The organism is Paenisporosarcina macmurdoensis, assembly GCF_042658845.1.
GTDB lineage: Bacteria > Bacillota > Bacilli > Bacillales_A > Planococcaceae > Paenisporosarcina > Paenisporosarcina macmurdoensis.
Window position 1 is genome coordinate 522,155 of sequence record NZ_JBHSRI010000025.1, and the last position, 22,091, is coordinate 544,245.

The 22,091-nt window shown below is 37.4% G+C and carries 23 protein-coding genes; 11 read left to right on the top strand and 12 right to left on the bottom strand.

What is annotated here, in order from left to right:
* The first annotated feature begins 122 nt into the window (after window positions 1-122).
* Entirely contained in the window at window positions 123-1,163 is a 1,041-nt protein-coding gene (locus tag ACFPYN_RS16260) for a hypothetical protein (RefSeq protein WP_377735610.1), read from the top strand.
* Between the two features lie 147 nt (window positions 1,164-1,310).
* Window positions 1,311-1,760: a GNAT family N-acetyltransferase gene (locus ACFPYN_RS16265; protein WP_377735612.1), complete on the top strand. Its 450-nt coding sequence runs from the start codon at window positions 1,311-1,313 to the stop codon at window positions 1,758-1,760.
* Window positions 1,761-1,891: 131 nt separating this feature from the next.
* Here the strand turns inward: ACFPYN_RS16265 and ACFPYN_RS16270 are convergent, their stop codons facing one another.
* The 3 genes from ACFPYN_RS16270 to ACFPYN_RS16280 form a co-directional block, all read right to left on the bottom strand.
* The gene (locus ACFPYN_RS16270; protein ID WP_377735614.1) at window positions 1,892-2,647 is read right to left on the bottom strand and encodes a hypothetical protein; all 756 of its coding nucleotides are present in this window, start codon (window positions 2,645-2,647) and stop codon (window positions 1,892-1,894) included.
* 2 nt (window positions 2,648-2,649) lie between these two features.
* Entirely contained in the window at window positions 2,650-3,180 is a 531-nt protein-coding gene (locus ACFPYN_RS16275; protein ID WP_377735615.1) for an RNA polymerase sigma factor, read from the bottom strand.
* Window positions 3,181-3,672: 492 nt separating this feature from the next.
* Entirely contained in the window at window positions 3,673-3,975 is a 303-nt protein-coding gene (locus ACFPYN_RS16280; protein WP_377735617.1) for a hypothetical protein, read from the bottom strand.
* Window positions 3,976-4,120: 145 nt separating this feature from the next.
* Here ACFPYN_RS16280 and ACFPYN_RS16285 point away from each other — a divergent pair, with 145 nt between their 5' ends.
* Window positions 4,121-4,462 (top strand): PadR family transcriptional regulator, encoded by a 342-nt coding sequence (locus ACFPYN_RS16285; RefSeq protein WP_377735618.1) that lies wholly within the window; start codon window positions 4,121-4,123, stop codon window positions 4,460-4,462.
* Window positions 4,452-5,144: a DUF1129 family protein gene (locus ACFPYN_RS16290; RefSeq protein WP_377735619.1), complete on the top strand. Its 693-nt coding sequence runs from the start codon at window positions 4,452-4,454 to the stop codon at window positions 5,142-5,144. The genes ACFPYN_RS16285 and ACFPYN_RS16290 overlap by 11 nt, the downstream gene beginning before the upstream one ends.
* A gap of 164 nt (window positions 5,145-5,308) precedes the next feature.
* Here ACFPYN_RS16290 and ACFPYN_RS16295 read toward each other — a convergent pair whose 3' ends face one another.
* The 4 genes from ACFPYN_RS16295 to ACFPYN_RS16310 form a co-directional block, all read right to left on the bottom strand.
* Window positions 5,309-6,676 carry a YjiH family protein gene (locus tag ACFPYN_RS16295; RefSeq protein WP_377735620.1) on the bottom strand — a complete coding sequence of 456 codons (1,368 nt, stop codon included), beginning with the start codon at window positions 6,674-6,676 and terminating at the stop codon, window positions 5,309-5,311.
* A gap of 13 nt (window positions 6,677-6,689) precedes the next feature.
* Window positions 6,690-8,003: an aspartate aminotransferase family protein gene (locus ACFPYN_RS16300; RefSeq protein ID WP_377735621.1), complete on the bottom strand. Its 1,314-nt coding sequence runs from the start codon at window positions 8,001-8,003 to the stop codon at window positions 6,690-6,692.
* On the bottom strand, window positions 8,000-9,340 hold the full coding sequence (locus ACFPYN_RS16305; protein ID WP_377735623.1) for a sigma 54-interacting transcriptional regulator: 1,341 nt from the start codon (window positions 9,338-9,340) through the stop codon (window positions 8,000-8,002). Before ACFPYN_RS16305 ends, ACFPYN_RS16300 begins: the two co-directional genes overlap by 4 nt.
* Window positions 9,341-10,186: 846 nt before the next feature.
* Entirely contained in the window at window positions 10,187-11,176 is a 990-nt protein-coding gene (locus ACFPYN_RS16310; RefSeq protein ID WP_377735624.1) for an aldo/keto reductase, read from the bottom strand.
* A gap of 142 nt (window positions 11,177-11,318) precedes the next feature.
* Here ACFPYN_RS16310 and ACFPYN_RS16315 point away from each other — a divergent pair, with 142 nt between their 5' ends.
* Window positions 11,319-12,014 (top strand): class I SAM-dependent methyltransferase, encoded by a 696-nt coding sequence (locus ACFPYN_RS16315; protein ID WP_377735625.1) that lies wholly within the window; start codon window positions 11,319-11,321, stop codon window positions 12,012-12,014.
* A 25-nt stretch (window positions 12,015-12,039) separates the two neighbouring features.
* On the opposite strand, the gene ACFPYN_RS16320 is transcribed toward ACFPYN_RS16315, so the two are convergent.
* Window positions 12,040-12,540, bottom strand: coding sequence for a hypothetical protein (locus ACFPYN_RS16320; RefSeq protein ID WP_377735626.1), 501 nt, complete (start codon window positions 12,538-12,540; stop codon window positions 12,040-12,042).
* Window positions 12,541-12,725: 185 nt separating this feature from the next.
* Here ACFPYN_RS16320 and ACFPYN_RS16325 point away from each other — a divergent pair, with 185 nt between their 5' ends.
* From ACFPYN_RS16325 to ACFPYN_RS16345, 5 genes are all read left to right on the top strand, one after another.
* Window positions 12,726-13,574, top strand: coding sequence for a DUF1206 domain-containing protein (locus ACFPYN_RS16325; protein ID WP_377735628.1), 849 nt, complete (start codon window positions 12,726-12,728; stop codon window positions 13,572-13,574).
* A gap of 386 nt (window positions 13,575-13,960) precedes the next feature.
* The gene (locus ACFPYN_RS16330; RefSeq protein WP_377735629.1) at window positions 13,961-14,896 is read left to right on the top strand and encodes a DMT family transporter; all 936 of its coding nucleotides are present in this window, start codon (window positions 13,961-13,963) and stop codon (window positions 14,894-14,896) included.
* A 407-nt stretch (window positions 14,897-15,303) separates the two neighbouring features.
* A complete protein-coding gene (dacB, locus tag ACFPYN_RS16335; protein ID WP_377735877.1) occupies window positions 15,304-16,761 on the top strand; it encodes a D-alanyl-D-alanine carboxypeptidase/D-alanyl-D-alanine endopeptidase in 1,458 nt (485 codons plus the stop codon).
* Between the two features lie 78 nt (window positions 16,762-16,839).
* Window positions 16,840-17,676 carry a GNAT family N-acetyltransferase gene (locus tag ACFPYN_RS16340; RefSeq protein WP_377735630.1) on the top strand — a complete coding sequence of 279 codons (837 nt, stop codon included), beginning with the start codon at window positions 16,840-16,842 and terminating at the stop codon, window positions 17,674-17,676.
* Between the two features lie 77 nt (window positions 17,677-17,753).
* Window positions 17,754-19,079 (top strand): DUF2254 domain-containing protein, encoded by a 1,326-nt coding sequence (locus tag ACFPYN_RS16345; RefSeq protein WP_377735631.1) that lies wholly within the window; start codon window positions 17,754-17,756, stop codon window positions 19,077-19,079.
* 74 nt (window positions 19,080-19,153) lie between these two features.
* Here ACFPYN_RS16345 and ACFPYN_RS16350 read toward each other — a convergent pair whose 3' ends face one another.
* Window positions 19,154-19,726: a GNAT family N-acetyltransferase gene (locus ACFPYN_RS16350; RefSeq protein ID WP_377735632.1), complete on the bottom strand. Its 573-nt coding sequence runs from the start codon at window positions 19,724-19,726 to the stop codon at window positions 19,154-19,156.
* A gap of 111 nt (window positions 19,727-19,837) precedes the next feature.
* Window positions 19,838-20,281, bottom strand: coding sequence for an NUDIX hydrolase (locus tag ACFPYN_RS16355; protein WP_377735634.1), 444 nt, complete (start codon window positions 20,279-20,281; stop codon window positions 19,838-19,840).
* Between the two features lie 98 nt (window positions 20,282-20,379).
* Here ACFPYN_RS16355 and ACFPYN_RS16360 point away from each other — a divergent pair, with 98 nt between their 5' ends.
* Complete coding sequence (locus ACFPYN_RS16360; protein WP_377735635.1) at window positions 20,380-21,468, top strand: AI-2E family transporter; 1,089 nt, start codon at window positions 20,380-20,382, stop codon at window positions 21,466-21,468.
* Between the two features lie 63 nt (window positions 21,469-21,531).
* Here ACFPYN_RS16360 and ACFPYN_RS16365 read toward each other — a convergent pair whose 3' ends face one another.
* On the bottom strand, window positions 21,532-21,759 hold the full coding sequence (locus tag ACFPYN_RS16365; protein WP_377735637.1) for a hypothetical protein: 228 nt from the start codon (window positions 21,757-21,759) through the stop codon (window positions 21,532-21,534).
* 22 nt (window positions 21,760-21,781) lie between these two features.
* Window positions 21,782-22,087, bottom strand: coding sequence for a DUF3243 domain-containing protein (locus ACFPYN_RS16370; protein ID WP_377735639.1), 306 nt, complete (start codon window positions 22,085-22,087; stop codon window positions 21,782-21,784).
* Window positions 22,088-22,091: the final 4 nt, after the last annotated feature.

Genomic DNA, 22,091 nt, shown 5'->3' on the forward strand with positions numbered 1-22,091 from the left:
GAAAAGCTGACTATTTATAGTCAGCTTTTTTTATTGCGTAAAAATAATTACGGTTCAAAGAAATTCGTGTTGCTTTAAAAGGTAATTTTAATTACTATTGAAAGTAAGGAAGGGGTTTTGAAATGGATGATATTCGATTGAACGTCGCATTACTTAGAAGGAAAGTTCCAAACTTAACAACTGCTGCAAAATCAATTGGCATTCGACCAGCAACAGTATCCAATTTGTGCACAGGTAAAATTGATTTAGGAAAAGCGGAGGTCCGTACTTTAGTAGGTCTTGCCACACTAGCTAATTGTTCAGTAGATGAATTGATACTTCGAGGGGAGAAATTGAATATGATTGAGACACAAATTAAAACATTAGATTTCTTTGCACCACTTGTAAAAGGCGGTACGACTGGAATAGTAGCTAGACCAGGCATGGGCCAAATTGTGATCTTAGCCGAACTAATGCATCGATTTAAAGAGAGTGAATACACAACCGTGTTTTTACTACCCGTTAAGAATCATCAAGAACTAGAAGGAACGACTGAATTAGCTAATATTGTAACGACAACAATCGATGAAACATTTAAAATCTTAACTTCACAAATTGGCGATGTAATTTTCATTACAGACAAGAGTTATATTGTGTCTGGTGAACTATTTGATCTGCAAGAAAAATTAGTTGCAGAAAGGGTACAAAACATCACAACGATACTTGTCGATCTTTCTGGAGAAGTGGTAGATGAAGAGTTGCCGTATGGTCCACTTGAAACATTGTGGCAACTTGATGCAGATTTAGCTATACGTCACCAATTTCCAGCCGTGCATCCGATTTATTCCACGTCTTCTATTTTAGAAGGAATTGAATTAGATCAACGTCATTTTAATCTTAGACAACGTACTCAAAAATTACTACGTAGATATCGTGAGTTGCGTTCAGTGATGACAGTGCATGGTAGGGAGAAAATTCCTGCAGGGGAGTTGGAAACATATCACAGGGGCGAACGACTGGAAGCCTACTTTACTCAACCACTATTTGTTGCAGAAGACTTTACAGGAAAGCAAGGGAAAGCTGTACGGTTGGCGCTGACTCTCCAAGACGTGGAATCGATCTTAGAAGGAAAGACAGATCACCTATCGGTAGATGAACTAAGATATTGTGGAAGTTTAGTGTGATGTCACAGAGAGTGGGAATTCACCACTCTCTTTTTTGTCGAAATACATGAGGAATCTAATCTGAAAATAAAGGGAATAGGTGTGTATGTATCGAAATAGTATATAGTATGAATTATTAAATAATTTAACTAAACAGGAGGAACTCAGATGACTTTTAAAGTTCAACGAATAGAAGATTTAAAGAAAGTCGATGTGTCGCAGTTGGTAACCGAAAGTGAAGAAGAAGGTTACCGTTTCTTAACTCGTTTAGTAAATGATTATGAAGATGGCTCTAATACGTTTAATAAAAATGGGGAAGCTCTTTATGGTGTGTGGGAAGGTCCTGAAAAATTAGTCGCAATTGGCGGAATTAGTCAAAATCCATACACAGAGAATAAGGATGAAGCTCGACTGAAGCGATTTTACACACTTGGTGATGCACGTAGACAAGGCGTAGGATCTCAATTACTTTCGGAACTAGTGAACCATGCAAAAGGAAACTTTAAAAAAATCACATGTCGTACAGAATCAGCAAAAGCAGATGCTTTTTATAGGGCAAACGGCTTTGAAGAAACACATGATACACCTGAAACCACTCATGTAATGAAATTAGGGTAACTATAAAAAAAATGAGGATTCGCAAACACATGCGGATTCTCATTTTTTGAAGGAGTGTTCATATTGGCTAAAGTAACTGGAATTGGTGGCGTGTTCTTTAAAAGTGAGGTCCTAATCAAATTACGCAAATTCTATAATTCGACGATTTCGAAAGTTTCCAGCATACGATGGAATCTAGCGCCATGACCTTCAGCAGCTTCAAGGAAATAGTATTGCGTGATAATAAAACTTCCTTCTTTGCCATTACTGATGACATAGGCATGGACCACTACACTATCTGGTTGATTCCCATTAATCCCATGTAATAAATAGCCAGTTACCGGTTCTGTAACTTCTTCAATGGCTCTTAGTTCAGGGAAATCCTTCTTCAGCCCTTCTTCATATTGCTCTACAAGTAGTTCTGGTTTAATATCAGGAAGTTGTTTGATTTCCATTGATACATCTGGATAGTTTTCAGGAAGCGGATCTTTCGTCGTAATGAGGTCCGATTCTTCGCCTTTGATCATCTTGTAGCGCTCTTCATCGACATAGATGACGTACTCCGAGTCAGTTCCTTCATTTAGTTGAACTTTCGTTTCTTCATCTTGACCTTCGATATTTTGGATCACTTCTTTTTCAGGGACAAACATATCCTTAATTCCTTTTACAAATGCCGCGCCTGTATCTGTTTGCAAACTCAATGTTATTAATATACCTGCAGCTGCTGTCAAAATAAGTGGCATTACACGGCTTCTTTTTTTCGTTTTTCTACTATCTTTTCTAGTCTTTCTTTCTGCGCTGAACAACTCGTTTTCTAACATAACCCAAATTTCATCCTTCAGTCCAAGACTATCCTTCTCTGTTCGTGCATGAAGGTCATCTATTGCTTTTTTATCAATATTACTCATTTTTAGGCATCCTCCTTTTCGGTTGAAACCAACTGATCTTGCAGTCGTTTCCTTCCTTTGAACAATCTGGACTTTACTGTGTTTTGATTAAGGTCAAGAATGTCAGCGATTTCTTTCTCGCTGAAACCCTTTACGTATTTTAGAATGAGTGGGATGCGCTGTGTGTCATCTAGCGACTGAATCACTTCGTATAAATTGGAAAGACGATTAACAGATTCCACTGGCAGGGAAGGGTCATTTTCTAAGTCGGGATGTTCGAACTTGGAGTATGCTGAATCCTTCTTTAGTAACCGCATGCATTCATTAGTTAAGATCCTATAAAACCAAGGATCAAATGGTAGGTTCGGATTGTAGCTTTCTATTTGTCGGAATACACGAATGAAAGTTTCCTGTACAGCATCCTTAGCCATTTCACGATTCCGTGTAATCGCAGAAGCTGTTCGAATGGCATATCCTGAATAGGCTTCGTAAAAACGTCGAAAAGCATCCTTATCCCCCGATTGTATTTGTATAATCCATTCATTATTATTCAATCATTATTCACTCCTTCCGGTACAACGATAATTTGTTACTCTTACTATATTTACCCTTAGAAAGGCTCAGAAGTTTTCGGTGTTGAAAATAATGATTAAAATGAGTCAAGTTCATCATTCTTAAATCGGAAGTTAATACAAACTGAGATTCTTTCGATTTCCGTTACGGACAGTCCGTATGACACTTCGTCCAATATCTTTGCGATGAGTAACTGCAGGAGTATGTGTCTTTTTCCTGCAATTCACTCCAATTTAAAATGCACTTCAATTATTCGTGTATTATTTATCAAAAGGCATTTTTGAAATTGACTCATGAATACGAATTTGATTAACGTGTTAGCTGTTCTTAATTAGATGTACTTTATCACATTCGTATGTGAAATGTGGTGAGGATTATGGAAGCCAAGGAACCTGGGAAGATAACAACACGTATGAAGGCTTGTATCGAAAATCGGAATAAAATAAAACCTAGCTATGCAGCAACACGCTGCGTTATCTAGGTTTTTGTGAGTTGATTTTAAGAAAGATACGAATAAATGCAATGAAGACAAGAAGGGCAGAACATCCCCAGGCGAAGAACATGGATAATTCTAGATCGATATTTGTGCGGAGGACAGGGTGTATTTGTTCATCAAAAAGATAATATAAGAAGGGACTGCTTCCTCCAATAAATAAAAGAATTGCGACAAGATATCTCCAACTGGACAACAATGTACTGGAAAAAAGGATGATGCCAAGAATAAGAGGAATCAGGATTTGTAGCAACTGTATCATCATATTAATGGGATCTGTCATGAGGATATCTCCTTTTTTACCTCCATTCTATGTTTGACAATGAGCGATTATCAATATAAACTAACGTTAGCTACTTTGTAAAACAAGGTAGCTGGTATTTTAATCGCTATCTTGTTATACAACGTACTGTGAGGGAGGAAAGGTCATGTCACTTAGAAGCCAGCTGCTAAAAGGGATATTAGATGGATGTGTACTGGCAGTTATTGCGAAAGCACCCGTTTATGGCTATGAACTTTCGAAAAAATTGCAAGATCTTGGTCTCGGAGACGTAAGTGAAGGAACGATTTACCCTGTGTTATTACGTTTACAAAAACAAACACTAATAATGGGGGAAATAAAACCTTCAGAATCTGGTCCAAACCGTAAATATTATTCGCTGACGCAAGAGGGTATTGTAGCACTCGAAATGATTTCAACTGAATGGCAACTACTATCGGTACCGATTAATGCTTTATTAATGAAAGGAGAATGTACTCATGAACGTTAATGAACTAATCAAACAAAATAATGAAAAACGAGAAAATCTGAATGAAGAAAATAAAAAATATTACACAGACTTGATGTTATACATTCGCACAAAATTAACATTGTCTGAACAACAGGCAGAAGAAGTTCTAATGGAAATCTTAGATCACTTATTGGAAGCTCAAGAAGAAGGGAAGACAGCTAGTCAAGTATTTGGGGGAAATCCACAAGCATTTGCAGATGAACTCATTGAACAATTGCCTGAAGAAGAGAAGCGTGACATGGTCAAATTTATAGGACAACTGGCATTTAGTTTAGTGGGCTGGTTTTTAGTGACACGTGGATTGGTATTACTATTATTCACTAATTTTGTGGGTGCAAGCACGACGGTTTATATTATTCCAACACTTATCATTTTCGGATTGCTTGCAGGTATTGTGTTTTTAAGCGTCAAAGTAATATTTGGATTAATTCATCAGTCACTCTTCAAAGAAAAATCAGCCGATAAGATGAATTTGATTAAAGTTGGATTGTTTGGGGGAGGAAGTTTCGCAGTAATATTAGGAGCGAATTATTTTATTCGAGGTTTTGGTCCATCGTTTGAATTTCCTTGGTCAGCATCAATTGGAGCGGGTACCGTTTTTCTATTAATTTCCTGGTTGATGAAATTCAAAACGAAGCACTCTATTGTTTCCAAAGGATAGCCTTTGGAGTGAATTTGCTCCTTGCAAGCACTAGGTGAATTTTCTAAACTAAGTGTACTTCTTATAGTGCATCTTGATCTATCCGAAAAACGGAATTAGCCCCGCTAAATGCGATGCTAATTCCATTTCGTTTATAATAGAGTTATTCGTAACAAGCCTTAATTTTAAGAAACGAACAGGTGAGCGAATAGAACAATGATTGGTAAAGTAATGATTGTACGTAAAACAAAGATAATCACAAGTTCCATGAAGTTAACTGGAATATTTGAGCGTAAAATCAAAATGCCGATTTCAGACATATAGATTAATTGCGTTAGTGATACACCAGCTAAGACGAATTTTGTAAGATCACTCTCAATGCCACTACCTAATATTGCAGGTAGGAACATATCTGCAAAGCCTACTAAAATAGTTGGTGCAGCTTCAGCAGCTTCTGGTAACCCTAGTAAAGTTAATACCGGAATTAACGGATACGAAATGATTTTGAATAATGGCGTGTATTCAGCAAGTATTAGTGCTAGTGTACCTAGAGCCATAACAAGTGGAATCAAACCTAACCAGATATCTAGTACAGTCTCAGCACCAGACTTTGCAAGATGCTTCGCACTACTAACTTGGTTAGCCTTACGACGTGCTTCATCGAACCCCCATTTAACTAATGAAACTCCTTCTGGGATCGTGTCATCAATTTGTTTGCCAACTGGCTCGTAGTAAGTATCTTCTTTACGTGACAATGGTGGAATACGTGGCATGATAATCGCTGCCACTACACAAGCAACTGAGACAGCAATATAGAATGGCAGGAACAAGTGACCGATACCAACGACATTTGCTACAACAAGACTAAAGGCAACAGAAGCGATGGAGAATGTTGTGGCAATAACAGAAGCTTCACGTTTTGTATAATAGCCTTCATCATATTGCTTCATTGTTACCAAAACCCCAACTGGTGCAGCCCCCATCCAAGATGCCATGCAGTCAACTGCTGAACGGCCAGGTAGCGTAAACACAGGTCGCATCACTTTATTAACTAATGCACCTACAAACTCCATTAATCCGAATTCAACTAACAATGGTAATAAAATACCAGCAAATAAAAACCATGTTAGCAACACTGGAGCTAAATCATATAACACTACGCCACCAGTATTCCTAGAAGAAATGGCTTCAGGTCCAATTTCATAAAACGCCATAATCCCTACTGCAAACCCAACGACTCGAACGATTAGACCGAATGGGCCAGTAATGAAAATAGACCGTAAAAATGTTGAATTTTGAACAAAGGTTGGTTTCAATGCTGTTGCCGCTATGGTTGCGACTGCTGAAAAACCGAGTAGTAATAAAATAAATGCAGGAATCCACTCACCAAATGTAGTCTGTAAATATGAAGCTAAAATCCCAACCCCGATTGTTACTTGTCCGTCATACTTGACGGGCACTAAAAATAACAATGCCCCGATCAGTGACGGAATGATAAACTTCCATGTTGCTGACGATGAAATCGTCGTTTCCCCTTTGTAAATCGTAGTCATGTTCATTTCCCCCTTATGCTTTGTAAGCTAGTAGTGCTTGATTCAAAACATCAATCCCTGTATCAATCTGTTCTTTGGAAATAGTTAACGGTGGAATCATTCGAATGACTTCACCTGAGTTCCCACATAGATAGAAAAGTACACCCCTTTTTAAGCATTCGTCTAATACTTCCATCACGGCTTGGCCATTTGGTTTGCCTGTTTCAGGAACTTGAAGTTCAATGCCTATCATCAAACCAACGCCTCTAATATTTTTAATAAGTTTATGTTTCTTTTTCAACTTTTCAAGTTCCACTAAAGCATAAGCTCCCATATTCGTTGCGTTTTCAAGTAACCGTTCTTCTTTCAATACTTCAAGTGAAGCAAGTGCTGCTGCACAAGCAATGGGATTACCTCCAAATGTTGTGCCGTGAGTACCTAGTGGCCATTTAGCCATTAACTCTTTAGATGCAACAGTTGCGCTTAGAGGGAGACCAGCGGCAATCCCTTTAGCAATCGCCATAATATCTGGAGTAACCCCAAATGTTTGCGCTGCAAACCAGTTGCCCGTTCGACCAAAGCCAGTTTGAACTTCGTCAAAAATCAATAAGATGCCATGACGATCACAAATCTCTCGAATTTTTGCTAGCCATTCTTTCGGAGGAATAATATAGCCGCCTTCTCCTAAAATTGGCTCTAAAATCATACAAGATACTTCTTCTGGTGTTACTTGATGGTTAAAAAGTTTCTCAACATCACGTTCTAGTTTTTCCGGGAAGAACGTTTCAGGATTTGCTCCTTCAGGTAAATCATCTGGATGCGCATACGGCAATTGATAGGTTAACCATGAAGGTTGTAAAAACTTTCGATACTTACTTTTGGAAGTGGTTACACTTAAAGCTCCGATTGAACGTCCGTGGAAACAACCAGTAAATGACACGACATACGGTCGTTGAGTTGCATATTTCGCTAATTTAATTGCGCCTTCAATTGCTTCAGTTCCACTGTTGGCGAAGAAGAAGTTATCAAGTTTCGGAGGCAATATTTGTTGTAATTCATGTGCTAGTCTTAAAATAGATTCATAGATTATGACTCCAGAAGGTCCATGAATTAACGTGTCTGCACTATCCTTAATTGCTTGAACGACTTTAGGGTGACGATGTCCAACGTTTTCTACGGCAATACCTGAAGTGAAGTCTAAATATTTCTTTCCATCCGCTCCGTAGTAATAACAACCCTCAGCTTTAATTACGGGTAAATTGGGATGGTCTTTTGCCATGCTGGGTGCGAGTAAGTTTGCAATTGATCCGACGAGATGCTGAAAATCTTGTTGTTTTACTGTCGTCATTCGGTCTCATCTCCTATTTGGGTGTGTAAATGTTTTTTTAACTTACGAACAACAGAAGGTTGGCTTATTCCTAATACACGTGCCATTTCCGTTGTCGTCTTATAGTGGTTCTGTGCATTCAATAATACTTTTTTCTCAACAAAATCTAGAATAGTTGGAAGTGTTTGTCCTTCAATCTCAAAACCTATTTGTTCTTCATCCATTGGACGGTAGTTAGCAGGCAAGTCTTGAAGAGTGACAACATTTGTTTCACTTTCGATGAAGCTACGTTCCAGTACATTTTGTAGTTCGCGGAAATTACCTTCCCATTTCAGTTGGAGGAGATACACATATAAATCATCTGTAATTTTTTTAGGGTCATTGTATTTCTCGGTTAATTTTTGCATGAACTGAGCTATAGCTTTTTCTAAATCCTCAGGTCTTTCGCGTATTGGTTTTATTTGAATGGGAGCTATATGCAGTAAATAAAATAAGTCTTCGCGTAATACACCTTGTTTTACTAATTCGTCTAATGGAGTTTCACTTAACGCAATAATTCGAGTTGAATGTTGGTTGTTTAGTAGGTTGAATAGAATCGTTTGAGAAGAAATAGATAATTGGTCAATTTCTTTTAGGACAAGGGAACCACCATCTGCAAGAGATAAATAACCTTGTGACATAGACTCTTTGTTGCCAGTGAAAGCGATTTCAAAAACTGTATCAGGTATCGTGCCGCAATTAACTTCGATAAACGGTCCATCACTTCGATTGCTTTGTGAATGAATAAATTTCGCTAACGAAGTTTTACCAACACCGCTTTCACCATGTATGACAATCGGTGCATCAATTCGTGCCATTTTAAGAGCTGTCTTTATTGCACGGATTGAAGAAGGACTTTCCATAATGGAGCCAGCCATTTGAATGTGCTGATCTCGTAAATGAGCTAATTCTTCTTTAACTTTGGACATTTCAGTTTCTAAATCTTGTAAGTATTCCTTCATGACAATTAGTTCAGAGAGTTCAAAAGAATAACTAATCACAAACTCAACTTCACGCTGATCATTGAAAAGCGGAATTCCTGTAATAAGTACTTTGCGACCAGATGGAGTCGTCTGAACGGTAACCACTTTCTTCTTTTTCTTGACCACTTCAGGAGTAATAGCAGGTGAAAAAATCCCTTGCGCTTCTAAGTCATAAACAGACTTACCTAAAAGGTCTCCAGGCGATAAACCATAATGCTCACCACTGATTTGAGTTACTTTAATAATTTTGCCTTCACGAGTAGTAATGATGATATCTTCATCATGTGTATCTATAATTTCTTCATCAGTATTTGGAAGTAATAACATCGAATTCATTATTGTACTCCTTTATTCATTCTTGTATAGAACTATACAATAGTGAATAATCTAATTACAAGTACAATTTAAATTATTCTAATAATTTATTTATTCTCAGATAAAGTCTCTGTTGTATATTGCGCATTCAGCACGTGACGTATGATCTGTAAACAGATTGTATTTGCGAATTAAAAAGGAGCTAAGTGATTACGTCACTTAGCTCCTTTTTTCATGATTTAGAGAATGTAGCAGTGATTTTTGATGTGAAGTGACCCAAAAAGCCCTTCAATATAGAGGGTATCTCCCTTGTTTTGCATTTAGTTGTAAAATTTGAGTGTTTAGTTGTAAAAAAGGAGCACTTAGTTGTAATTTTGAACGATTTAGTTGTAAAAATCACGGGTTTAGTTGTAATAGTAAAATTATGGAATAATAAACGAAGGTGTCACTAACAGAAAAGGCTTTTGGTGGCAGCCAAAAGCAGTAATCTGGTCTTTAGTAATGATGTTTTGCAATGAAGGTTTTGATGTCACTTCACTTTCGTTTATCGCACAATGGCATTATCCTAGATCCTTAGTTAAAGGATAATTTTAATACACATTAAAAAGACGCCATATTAAGGCGTCTTAGGTCGTTGACAAAATTATTTTTATAATCAGATCACTCAATCTTTGTGAAGTTGTCTGCCGGTGTTTGACGATTAAGCATAAGGACCGTTAGCACTTTTTCAAACTTCTGGTAAAGTATTAGTAGCAGTCTCTGCTGGTTTTTTATACATTCCAAATCAAGTTTGTCTGATACGCCATATTAAGGCATCAAGTTTAGTTATAAATCTATCCGAATTAATGTCCAATTGGAGTGTTTTCACTAGTATTTCTTGCCAATCACTTTCCATGAAGTACGAGAAATTTCTTCGAGTTCTGAAGCATCAAGTTTGAATGTCAAAGCACCCACATTGTCTTGGGCATGATGAACTTTTGTGGCACCAGGAATTGCAAAAACGGTCTCTCCATGATATTGAATAGTCCAGTTTAACGCAACTTGACTCGCACTGACATTGTACTTTTCGCCAATGGCATCCAGTAAAGAAATGAGTGGTTTAGATTCTGCTAAACCAGCTTCTTTAAACTTACGTTGAAGTTTTCGAGGACCTTTTGCATCTCGGATTAACGCAGGATTATCATGGAATTTACCTGTTAACAATCCTTGTTCAAGAGGTGAATAGGCAATAATAGAAATCCCAAGATCCTTTGCACGGTCAAGTGTGCCGTTCTCTTCAATGCGACGGTCAAGTAGGCTATATTTCACTTGATTCGAGGCAAGAGTGAGTCCGTTTTCAGTCAATATCCGATGTGAATTGACCATGGCAGCAGCACTGAAATTACTAACACCCACATGTTTGATATGACCGTTTTTCACAAGTTCAATCATCGCTTTTATTTGTTTATCAACAGAAGAAAGGGAGTATGGTTGGTGGATTTGATACAAATCAATCGGACGATTATCCAATGCTTCTTTTCTGATATCAATTGTTTTTGTAATAGAGGCAGCCGTTCGAAACATAGGCCACCATTTGGTTGCGATTTTAGCATCTTGTGCTGATGCCCCAATATTAGTAAGGGCTTTGGCTAATATCTTTTCAGATTCTCCACCACCGTACACCTCTGCTGTATCGAACCAATTGATTCCGCCATCTAAAGAAGTTTTTATGATATCTTCGGTCAATTGATCATCTAAAGAACCCCAAAACTTACCAACGACGCCAGTCCCTTTGCTAAACTGCCAAGTTCCGAGTCCGAGGGGGGACAAGAGTAAATCTGTTTGACCTAAAGGTCGTTTCATTATATTGTTTTTCATAGACTTCAGCCTCCAAAAGAGCGGTATTTGGGGTAAGTGTAACACTTATTCTCAGAAGTTAGCGAATCTCTAGCGGTTTGAAAGTTTCATTAAACTATCACATAATAAAACTAGCATGTTTACATACAAAGGGGGAAGAACAGTGAAAGACGATTTAGAATTTGATATGGAAATGGCAAGAGAATATGATAAAGGGATTCGAAGAGCATTACCTACATACGATGCGATGTTCCGCATGGTTCAGTCTTTTTTGCGAGCTCATGTAGAAGACGAAGCTAACGTCCTTGTGATTGGTGCAGGTGGAGGAAATGAAATCGTTACATTTGGCAAAGCCAATCCTACATGGACGTTTGCTGGTGTTGATCCGTCGGAAGCGATGCTAGAAGTAGCTTTACAAAAAGCAAAAAATGAAGGCATTGAAGAGAGAGTATCTATATACACGGGGACTGTTGAACAAATTGACTTTAAAGAAACATTCGATGCAGCCACATGCTTACTTGTTCTTCATTTTGTTGAAACCATAGAAGAAAAACTGAGTTTATTAAAAACAGTAAAGGAATTGCTGCAACCAGGATCACCTTTTGTTCTCGTGACAATGTATGGCAATCAATCCAAACCAGAATTTGATGAACGCATGAATTTATGGAAGTCCATTTGGCTAGATTTAACGGACTTAACACAAGAAGATGTGAACGGGATGGAAGAATCAGTTCGAGAATTGTCTTTTATTTCTTCCACTCAAATAGAGGAACTTTTAGAACAAGCCGGTTTTGAAAGAGTTACACAATTCTTTTCTACCACACTGTTTGGAGGGTGGATAGCACATTCTGACAAATAAAAAGACAAGGCATTGGCCCTGTCTTTTATTCTGTCACGGGTGCTTGAAAATAAAAGTTAGCTTTATTGGATAGCTCTAGAGGATCAAGCTTATGAAAATCAGTGTTGTTTAAATTTCTTCGTTCAAACACCATCTTAAATATGGTCCCGTTATAGTCAGGATTACCTTCTAAATTCTCAATCGGTGTTTCAATGGCTAAATCCACTTCTTGTACTTCTAATTGTCGCTTTACATCTTGTAGGACATTTGCACAACTTTCGAGTGTATCTGCTTTAAAATCTTCATACGTTTCATCTTCAAAAGCATAGGTTGATACGATGATTTTCATGTTCCCATTTTCTTCGTCAAATTCAATAAGGTTCACAGCGTCATCTTCAATTTCATGACGGTATCCGAAGTTTTCCATGATGGAGTTACTAATGGTTTGATCTAATTCGCTAATTGGAGTTATGCTTTCTTCCGAACTGGCTACGTCAGAACAACCAGCAAGTAAAGCAAAAAGGAATACCATAAGTATTTTATTCATTGGGCAGTCTCCTTTAAATTGATTCGAGAAAATTATAATCGATTAACTGATGAATTGGTATATCTTTCATTGCGCACCAGAAAATAAATTTCTATTTTTAGACAACTCCCAATCAAAATAGGTTTCTACTTTTATTAGAACGGGAAATATAGTTGTAAGATTACTAGTAGAGGAAGTGTCCTAATTTGAACACGCCAACAAAAGCACAAGCTAAAGATAAAATGAAGGAAGCAAAACCGTGGGTACGTCGATTCGGGCGTTTCGGGTATATGGCAAAAGGCGTAGTTTATGGAATGATTGGGGTGCTGGCAGCTCTTGCAGCTTTTGGACCAGGTGGTGAAACGACAGGAACTTCCGGTGCATTGCAATCTATTGCAGAAATGCCATTTGGAGAAGTAGCATTGTGGATCATCGGAATTGGTCTAATAGGTTACATTGTATGGGATTTCATTAAGGCTATTAAAGATCCTGAAAACGAAGGTACGGATGCAAAAGGTCTCATAAAACGTACAGGTTATTTTATTAGCGGAATCATCTATGCGAATTTGGCGTTTGGTGCCATTAAACTGGCAAGCCACACTGGAAATGCTGGTAGTGGAGACTCAGAGAAAACGATGTCAGTAAACTTGATGGAACAACCTTTTGGCGAGTGGCTTATTGGATTAATTGGAGCAATCATTATCGGTTATGGTTTGTATGAACTGTTTAGTGGAGTGAAAGAGAAGTTTATGGAGAAATTCAAGACAAATGAAATGAATGCTAAGGAACGTAAAGTGGCACTAATTTCAGGAAAAGTGGGACTAATTGCACGTGGCGTCGTCCTATGTATGGTTGGATTCTTTTTTATTAAAACAGCTTATACCCATGACGCAAATCATTCAAAAGGTCTCGGAGGGGCTTTAGACGAATTGGCAAGTCAACCATTTGGTCAGTTCATACTTGCAATGGTTGCCGTTGGACTAATTTTATACGGAATTTATCAAATCATTCGAGGTCGTTACCAACATATGAACTTTGGACATAAAGGGAAATGAAAAACGAGGAGCTGTCCTTAAAGTCATTAATATGACTAAGGGTAGTTCCCTTTTTATATTTTGTGCATTAGATTCCGTTGCAGCGCACTACCATGTTTCGAAGTAAGCGTAGAGATGAAACAGGTGGACGCTTTCCGCGGGTATGACCTAGCCTCCTGAGGCCAACAGGATGTTGCACACAATGGTGTTACCACTCGGTGTGGCTTTCTTAGACTAGCCCGCCTGCGACGAGTAACCGCAAGAGCACTTTATTTATATGAAGGGCTTTTTAGACTATGTTTATCCAATAATTCTTTAGTAGAAATAGAATATGATAGTATTAGTTAATAGCGAGAAAGATTAGAAAACTATTAGCGAACGAAGGTTCAGTAAAGGAAGTACTAATTATGCGGGTCTATGTAGCACTTATTTCTCTTAGTCTCATTTGGGGATTATCTTTTGTATTCATTTCGATTCTTAGCGAACCAGCAGGTGTTTGGGGAACGGTTTTTATTCGCTGTTTAGCAGGGGCATTATTATTGATACCATTGCTATGGTATAAAAGGAAAGACATCATAAAACCGATTCCTTGGAAACCGTTATTAATAGTTGGTGTGATAAATGCAGGTTTGCCATGGGGATTAATTGCTCTTAGCCAAACTCAAATTGACAGTAGTTTAGCAGCCGTCCTCAATGCCTTTACACCGATATTTACCGGGTTAATGGGGTTGCTATTTTTTGGCTCCGTATTACTGAAACAACAATGGATCGGAATAGCGACTGGTTTTATTGGCATTTTGATTATCATGGACTTTGATATTTCTTTACTATTTGGTGAAAGTTTTGTGGGGATTGGAACGATGGTCTTAGCGACGATGTTTTATGGTTTCTCTTCACATTATGTACGCAAACATTTAAGAAATGCGGGTATCATATTTGTCACAACGAGTACGTTAATCGTTGGAGCAGTTGTAGGTGGGGTAATGATGCTTCTTACAAATCCCAATCAATTACAAACGCTTACACAAAGTGTGAATGGAGAAATCATTTTTGCTATTGTTGGACTTGGTTTCTTTGGTTCAGGAATTGCCCATTTATTGTTTTTCTACTTAATGAGAGAAAGAAGTCCGGAATTCGCGACATCCGTGACTTATTTGATTCCAATTTCGGCGATTTTCTGGGGCTATTTTTTGCTAAAAGAGCCAATTTCACTTCATATGATTATGGGCTTACTGGTCATTTTATGTGGCGTGTATTTAACAACTCGTCCAAAACTCACCTTTCGTTTTTTTAGAAAAGCTACGTTAAAGAATGCTGATCTGGAAGAACGAACGAAAGAGTAAATTTGCACTTAGCATGTAAATGAACGAGGTTAAAACGCCACATCCTGCGCCACAGAGACTAAAAGATAAGAAAACACCATACGATGCCACAACAAATACGGTTGTGGTTTTTTCTATGTCTCTGGAAAACAGTAGTGTTTTATCTGGTTGTCATTTTATTCTGAATAGACTTGGGAGAAACGAGCATAATGGGACGAAAGATGTGGAAGTTCTGTTAATTACAGCATGTTTGCATCGCAACGCACATATATAGAAATAGACAATCATCATGACATCTATGAGAAAAGAACGGATTTTAAAAAGTTTCCACAAAATACATAATATTCAAATTATATTATGATATGCTCATTTCCATACTATCTTTTAGGAGGGAAAACATATTGAGAATTAAAAAATATATAGTTGTCATGTTAATTGCCGTTCTCGCGTTTTTGCCGTTTCTCTTGGATGGCAATCAGCAAAAAGTAATAGCCACGGACGATTATGCTCAGCTAGGAAACAGTATCAATAAAATCCTTCAAGATGAACGTCTGGATGGTGCAACAACCGCAGTCAGTATTCGAAAGGCCACAACTGGTGAAATCGTCTATGATCATTTTGGTGAAACTAGATTACACCCAGCATCCAACATGAAACTCCTGACAGCAGCTGCTGCTCTAGAAACACTCGGTGAAGATTACCGTTTTTCAACGGAAGTGTTAACTGATGGTCAAGTAAAAGGTGGCGTGTTGCAAGGAAACGTTTACTTGAAAGGTAAGGGAGATCCAACACTGTTGAAACAAGATTTTGATGTTTTTGCAGAAAATCTTGCTTCTAAAGGCATTAAGAAAATTAATGGCAAGTTAATTGGAGACGACACATGGTACGACAATATTCGTTTATCGTCAGATATTAACTGGACGGACGAATCTTACTACTATGCAGCACAAGTTTCTGCACTTACCGCATCTCCAAATGCAGACTATGATGCGGGTTCAGTTATTGTTGAAGCACATGCTAATGGAAGCATCGGAGAATCAGCTACCATTAAAGTGTTACCAGAAACTGATGTAGTGAATATCGTTAATCGATCTAAAACAGTCGCATCAGGTGGAACAAAAACCATTACAATAGAGCGTGAACATGGTACAAATAACATCGTTATTGAAGGAACGGTTCCAGTAGGTGGAACTGTCACACGTGAATGGATTGCCGTATGGGAGCCTTCGTATTATGCACTTGATCTTTTCAAAAAATCTCTAATGGAAAAAGGGATAACGTTTGGAGGACAATCACAAGTCACTCTTGGTAAAACGCCGAAGCAAGCGGAATTGATTACATCAAAAAATTCTATGACCCTTAAAGAATTAACTATCCCATTTATGAAACTTAGTAATAATTCTCATGCTGAGGTATTGGCAAAAGAAATGGGTAAAGTGATATATGGTGAAGGTAGCTGGGAAAAAGGACTTCAAGTAATTGAAGAAAATTCTGCAAAACTAGGTTTGAATATGGAGACGATTTTGATTCGAGATGCTTCAGGTATGTCTCATATCAATTTGATTCCCTCAAATGAAGTAACAAATCTTCTCGTTTCTGTCCAAAAAGAACCATGGTACCAGACATTTTTAGCCTCACTCCCTATAGCAGGTGTGGGTGAACGTTTTGTTGGAGGTACTTTGCGCAATCGTATGAAAACTGGTGCAACTGTTGGCAATGTCAAAGCTAAAACGGGAACGTTAACAGCAGTTTCTGCTTTAGCGGGCTATGCCACCACGAAAGACGGTGAGTTGCTTGTATTCTCAGTGATTATTAACAATGATTTAGCAGCTGTTACTCCAATTGAAGATCAAATTGCCACGGCTATAGCCAACTATACAAAATAAAAATAACGACTAGCTTCCCATATTAAAATGTGGGAAGCTATTTTTAGGTAGTAACAATATGAATACAAGGAGACTCAAATGTTAACAACAAAACAATTACAGGATATTGAGACACTGCAAAAAGAATGTGAAAGACATGATAACTTACAGCTGAAATTAAACTGGGAAATGTTGCGTAACCGAGAGACTGATCAATTGGATTTTTTAACGTATGACAATGAAGAATTGATCGCATTCTTGGGTGTGTATGCATTTGGTTCAACTGCAGAAGTGTGCGGAATGGTGAAGCCAAGTGAACGACGACAAGGTCATTTTTATGAATTGTTTAGTAAAGCGAAAGTGGATTTGAAACTCCACGGATTTAAAAATATTTTACTTAATGCTCCAGCAAGTTCTGAGGCTGCAAAAGCATTTCTAAATGCTGAAGGAGCCATTTATAAATTCACTGAGCATCAAATGTATTGGCAACCACAATTGCTCGAAGCTTCTGAAGGTTTCACTTTGAGACACGCAACCAGTAACGATATCGACATGAGAGTTCGGCTAGACATCGAAGCGTTCGGAGTGTCAGAAGAGGATGCTAAAGTAATGGAAAGTCGAATTGAAAGTGATGAAGATACCGATATGTTCATGATTACAATGGATGACAAAACGATTGGGAAAATTCGAGTGAAAAGAGAAGATGGCGAGGCTTGGATTTATGGTTTTTGTATTCTTCCCGACTACCAGGGGAAGGGAATAGGGAGTAAAGTGTTGAGAAAAGTTGTCAAAGACCAAAGTTCGTTAGGGCACTCTGTTCATTTAGAAGTGGAAACAAAAAATGAACATGCGTTAAAGTTATACGAATCTGTTGGATTTAAAGCAATACATGCACAAGATTACTATGTATATCAAATTAAAACCGACTCCAAGTGAGTCGGTTTTGCATGTCATCTATTTTCATTTAAAATGCTATGATAAAGTTAGTTTACAAGGACGAAGGAGAGGATTTTATGGATCGATATTGGTTGAAAATAAAAGAAAGCATTTGGTTTATACCGACGTTGTATAGTTTATTTTCAGTAGTATTGGCGATCATTTTTTCGACTATTGATCATTTATTTGATCAAACGCTATTATTGTATGTACCCCATGTGTTACTGACGACCGTTGATCTAGCGCAAACAATCTTAGGGGGATTATCAGCAGCTTTACTGACGATGACGACTTTTACATTCTCCACAATAATGGTGGTATTAACCACTTACTCTTCGCAATTCTCACCACGGACATTGAAAAATTTTGTGCGTGACCCAATGGTTTGGAGAGTGTTAGGTGTCTTCATGGGAGGCTTTATTTACACCACATTATCGTTGCTATTTATGCAAGAATCGATTGCAGGTGAGTCTGTTATCTCGTCATTAATTGGTGTGTTGTATGCCATGATTTGCTTGATTTTCTTTGCTGTTTTTATACATCATATTGCTCGGAATATCCAAGTGAATACATTAATTGAAAAGCTAACAATCGAAGGAATTGACGCAGTTGGATGTTATGAGGCATTTTTGAAACGGGAAGATATGACAACCCAAACAAATGATAATTGGACAATAAGAGGGACAGCTTATCCAATAACTGCTCGACGTGATGGCTATTTACAATTGGTTGATATTGAACAACTTATTGCATTAGCGCAAAAACATAAGGGTAAAATCGAAATGAATTGCTATATTGGAGATTTTGTTCAAGAAAAAACCCAGGTTTTTACGCTTTATACAAAGGAACAACTCACTCTTCAAGAAATAGTTGGCAACCTTTTTGTTGTGGGTGGTGAGCGAGATACACGGCAAGATCCAGTTTTCGCCATTCAAAAAATGGTTGAAGTGTCTCTTCGCGCTATCTCACCAGGAATAAATGATCCGAACACGGCTATACATAACATACATCAATTAGGCAGATTACTAGGTTCGTATAGCCGACTTCCAAGGAGAGATTTTATCTTTATGGATGAAGATAAACAATTAAGAGTAAAAATGAGCATACATACATTTGAAGAAGTGCTGTATCACACTTTTCACCAGTTAAGACATTACGGGAAAAGTGATATTTCTGTATTGGGTGCGATTACAGACTCATTAACAATGGCGGCTGATCTTTCACCACTAGAGAGCAAAAAAGACATTTGGCTTATTCAACTATATGTTCTTGAGGGGATGGAGAATAGTGATTTCCAAACATTAGATCGCGTTTTCTATCAAAAGAAGATTGATAAATTAGCGAATCTAGTTGGAGAAGGATCGGTCGATTTAAAAATTTTTATGACAGATGAAAGTAACTAGTCGATAAAGTTTACTCAATTTCCATAAAAAAATGCGAAAGCATCAGGAAAGAAGATGTTTTCGCATGGCTTTGATTAATATTCTTTTAACATATTGCGTTTTTTCTCAGTGTTGTACTCAAGAACTTCATTTGACGGGTCATAAGATTCGCCATAGAAATGTTCGTCTTTAAAAGTATGAATGTTTTCATACGTCCATTTCATAGCTTTATAAATGTCTAGTTCATCTTGATTAACTGGAGACCAATATAAAATTTCTAATACCGTATTCTCACCTGTCGCAAGAGAACGACGGATATAACCTATGCGAGATGCATGTTTGAAATCTTCACGAGCATAGAATTTAAGGCGTTTTTCAGTATCAGTATCTTCATAATTAACTGGTTCAACTTCGAGCAAGATAGGTTTGTTTTTTTCTTTTAATTGATTTAAGAGTTTGCGACCTAAACCTTCTCCGCGTGCGTCTTTAGAAACAAATAAGTAATCGACAAAGACAAAGTTTTCAAACTCAACGTACATTAGCACGTGTTTTGGTCCCTCATCTTTTATATAAACATTACCTTTTTCAGCAAGTAACGTTTCCATATGTTCTTTTGACTTCATTTCTTCGATGGGGAAATATTGATTGAGTTTTTCGTACCAATTCATTTAAACAGTCTCCTTAAAAATTTATTTTACCCGGAGTTTTTGTTTGTGTAATAATGTAAGAGGAAAAAAGTAGGCGAGAAAAAATCCTCGATATTATATTTACCCACTTAGTTAGATATCTAAACATTTTCTTAAAAAGTTTTTATTTGAAGCTAATAGTTGATGTGGCAGGTTGTCAATTGGAAAGAAATTTAAACTCAGAGTCTCTTCTGCGTTTGCTTGAAGTGTACCTGTAAAGGTCTTCGTTTGATAAACCACCGTCACTGAATAAAATTCATCCCCATTATCAATCTTAAAATAATAGTCAGGACCAGAAAACACCTTACATAATTCTAAGTCTGAAACGCTTAATCCAGTTTCTTCTAAAACTTCTCGACTGGCGGTTTCTTCCAAACTTTCACCTAAGTCCATTAATCCACCGGGTAAACCGAATAATCCTGGTTTACGTTCTTGCAATAATATTTCATTAAACTCATTTTGAATGATGACTACTGCTCCCGGTAAGATAAGGGGACGGTGACCAACATATTGACGGATTTCTTGATAATATTCCATAATTACGTCCTCCCTTAATCATTTAAACTATGTATACCCGTTATTGCCAAAAATAACTTATAATAAGAGGTACTAACACATTCAAGGAAGTGAATTTATTGACGAAAAAGCTTTGGTTTCAAGTAGGAGTCGGAATACTACTCGGATTATTAATAATTCGGATGTTTATAGAAGTAAAAGGGATTTTTTCTCCTCTCGTTATTATCGGTCAAACCATCTTTTTGCCTCTATTACTGGGGGGCGTATTATTTTACTTATCTAGACCAATTCTTAACTATTTAGATTCAAGAGGCTGGAAAAGATGGACAAGTTTATTAGCTATCTTTGTAGCAATGGGTCTTGTGTTCTGGATTTTCTCGGCCTTAATAGGTCCTGCCATAACGAAACAAGTAAACGATTTGGTAGATGAAGCACCTGCTATTACTAAAGACGTTGAGGAAATGATTGCGGTAGCTCTCGATCAAAAGAACAGGCTTCCTGATGCGATAGAACAATCAATAAATGATCAATCTAGTAAAGTGGCAGACATAGCTAGAGGATTTAGCAACTGGGTAATTGTCTTCGTTCAAAGTTTAGCACAAGGGTTATTTGCATTAGTTTTAGTACCATTTTTCCTTTTTTATATCTTGAAAGATCATGAAAAATTTGCCCCGTTTATTGCTAATTTCTTTAGTGGGGAACGCAAAACGTGGATTCGTAAAACGCTAGTAGACATCGATGGAACATTGAAGGCGTACATTCAAGGTCAGCTAGTTGTCAGTGTAGCAGTTGGGATTATGTTACTCATAGGCTATTTAATTATTGGTTTAGATTACGCAATCCTTTTAGCGTTTTTTGGATTGCTAACAAATGTAATACCATTTTTAGGTCCGTTTATTGCAGTTGTTCCCGCGCTCATTATTGGTTTTATTCAAGAGCCACAAATGGCCATTTATGTAGCAATTATCATGCTCGTTGCTCAACAAATTGAAAGTAATTTAATCTCGCCTAACGTAATGGGAAGAGCGCTCCATATCCATCCATTAACTGTCATTACGATTATTTTAGCTGCTGGAAATATTGCTGGATTATGGGGAGTCATTTTAGCCATTCCTACGTATGCAGTTATTAAAACGATATTGAAAAATGCTTATGCGAGACGCACCGAAATTAAAGAAGCGGCAACATCAACGGTAGAAGAAGAATAATTCGTTTTTAAAAATTCATATAAATAAACCCCGGTACTCAAAATTGAGCGACCGGGGTTTATTTTATTCAGGATATCTGTCTTCACTTGCTGATGTATCTTTAGTATGACGTTTATCTTTTTCGTCTTTAACTTTTTGATTTAATTCCTCGATAGGAATAGCATCAACCGTTTGCATATCTTCATGCATATCGAAAAGACTTTCTTCTTCAGTTTTAACTAAATCGGGATTGTCTAATTTACGCCCTTTTTGATTCTCACGTTCTTTTTCGTCAAAAGGTTTGTTCGTCATGTCAATCCGTCCTTTCACATACTTATTTTCTCACCATATTAACTAACATGTGAGATAGAGCATGTTGTTGATCTTTGTCGCCAGACTTCCATAATTCTTGTAACAAGTTTTCTTCACTGTTTTTTGGTTCTTCATTTTTAGCTAAATAACCAGCAACCATTTCAGCTGTTTTCGCTAATTGCTCTTCACCAAGTCCTAATTTTTCACCAATTGCAACTTTATCGCCCAAATAAGATTTAAAGGTTGAAAAATTCGCTAAAATTTCATCTTTCTTTTCAGGACTAACGTTGTTTAATTCTTCTTGAACTTTACCTTGAATGTTTTCCATGTCA

Coding starts and splice junctions, on each gene's coding strand:
- ACFPYN_RS16260 (WP_377735610.1), top strand. CDS start 123: ATGGATGATATTCGATTGAACGTCGCATTACTTAGAAGGAAAGTTCCA.
- ACFPYN_RS16265 (WP_377735612.1), top strand. CDS start 1,311: ATGACTTTTAAAGTTCAACGAATAGAAGATTTAAAGAAAGTCGATGTG.
- ACFPYN_RS16270 (WP_377735614.1), bottom strand. CDS start 2,647: ATGAGTAATATTGATAAAAAAGCAATAGATGACCTTCATGCACGAACA.
- ACFPYN_RS16280 (WP_377735617.1), bottom strand. CDS start 3,975: ATGACAGATCCCATTAATATGATGATACAGTTGCTACAAATCCTGATT.
- ACFPYN_RS16285 (WP_377735618.1), top strand. CDS start 4,121: ATGTCACTTAGAAGCCAGCTGCTAAAAGGGATATTAGATGGATGTGTA.
- ACFPYN_RS16290 (WP_377735619.1), top strand. CDS start 4,452: ATGAACGTTAATGAACTAATCAAACAAAATAATGAAAAACGAGAAAAT.
- ACFPYN_RS16295 (WP_377735620.1), bottom strand. CDS start 6,676: ATGACTACGATTTACAAAGGGGAAACGACGATTTCATCGTCAGCAACA.
- ACFPYN_RS16300 (WP_377735621.1), bottom strand. CDS start 8,003: ATGACGACAGTAAAACAACAAGATTTTCAGCATCTCGTCGGATCAATT.
- ACFPYN_RS16305 (WP_377735623.1), bottom strand. CDS start 9,340: ATGAATTCGATGTTATTACTTCCAAATACTGATGAAGAAATTATAGAT.
- ACFPYN_RS16310 (WP_377735624.1), bottom strand. CDS start 11,176: ATGAAAAACAATATAATGAAACGACCTTTAGGTCAAACAGATTTACTC.
- ACFPYN_RS16320 (WP_377735626.1), bottom strand. CDS start 12,540: ATGAATAAAATACTTATGGTATTCCTTTTTGCTTTACTTGCTGGTTGT.
- ACFPYN_RS16330 (WP_377735629.1), top strand. CDS start 13,961: ATGCGGGTCTATGTAGCACTTATTTCTCTTAGTCTCATTTGGGGATTA.
- dacB (WP_377735877.1), top strand. CDS start 15,304: ATGTTAATTGCCGTTCTCGCGTTTTTGCCGTTTCTCTTGGATGGCAAT.
- ACFPYN_RS16340 (WP_377735630.1), top strand. CDS start 16,840: ATGTTAACAACAAAACAATTACAGGATATTGAGACACTGCAAAAAGAA.
- ACFPYN_RS16345 (WP_377735631.1), top strand. CDS start 17,754: ATGGATCGATATTGGTTGAAAATAAAAGAAAGCATTTGGTTTATACCG.
- ACFPYN_RS16350 (WP_377735632.1), bottom strand. CDS start 19,726: ATGAATTGGTACGAAAAACTCAATCAATATTTCCCCATCGAAGAAATG.
- ACFPYN_RS16355 (WP_377735634.1), bottom strand. CDS start 20,281: ATGGAATATTATCAAGAAATCCGTCAATATGTTGGTCACCGTCCCCTT.
- ACFPYN_RS16365 (WP_377735637.1), bottom strand. CDS start 21,759: ATGACGAACAAACCTTTTGACGAAAAAGAACGTGAGAATCAAAAAGGG.
- ACFPYN_RS16370 (WP_377735639.1), bottom strand. CDS start 22,087: ATGGAAAACATTCAAGGTAAAGTTCAAGAAGAATTAAACAACGTTAGT.